Raw genomic sequence first — 613 nt, forward strand, 5'->3', positions numbered from 1 at the left:
CGCGACACCCTCTGCAACGCCGCCCCCGGTTCCGAGCCCGGTTTCGCTCAGCAGGTGGCCGCACAATTGCGCGCGGCCCGCGTTGTGCACCCCACGGACAACGCGCTCGCGGAGCTGATCAACGAATTCGCAACCCACGATCCGGAATTCGCGAACAGCTGGCGGAATCACGCTGTGCGCCCCATACCCAGCGTGCGAAAGAACCTCCACCACCCCACACTGGGCGAGCTGGAGATCGACCGGCACACGCTCGCTCTGCCCGGCTCGGGTTTCTCCTTCGTGATGTACACGGCAGAAGCCGGCAGCCCCAGCGCCACCGCGCTGAAGAGCCTCTGACCACGTCGACGAGGTGCGGCACCCCGCCGACGGTGGCCGTCCGCGCGTCCGGTACGGCACGGTGGCCGAGGAGGCGCAGGCGGAAGGCCTCCTCGGCCGCGCCCGTCATCCGCTCCGATGCGTGCCGCACCGACCGGGCACCGCACCCCGTGCAGCCCTGCGAACTCCTACCAGCGCGCTCCGCCCCCTGCTCGGCGACCGGCTCGAAGCCGGTGACTTCCGAGCGCCCCCCCGTACGGGAGGCGGCGCGTGCCTACTCGCAGAACTGCTCCAGGGT

The 613-nt window shown here is 70.8% G+C and carries 1 pseudogene; it reads left to right on the plus strand.

Features of this window, described 5'->3' with window-relative positions:
• Nucleotides 1–336: pseudogene (locus ACF088_RS41450) on the plus strand (transcriptional regulator); the annotation flags it as partial.
• Between the last annotated feature and the right edge of the window lie 277 nt (nucleotides 337–613).

The organism is Streptomyces sp. NPDC015125 (genome assembly GCF_043080045.1).
Lineage (GTDB): Bacteria > Actinomycetota > Actinomycetes > Streptomycetales > Streptomycetaceae > Streptomyces.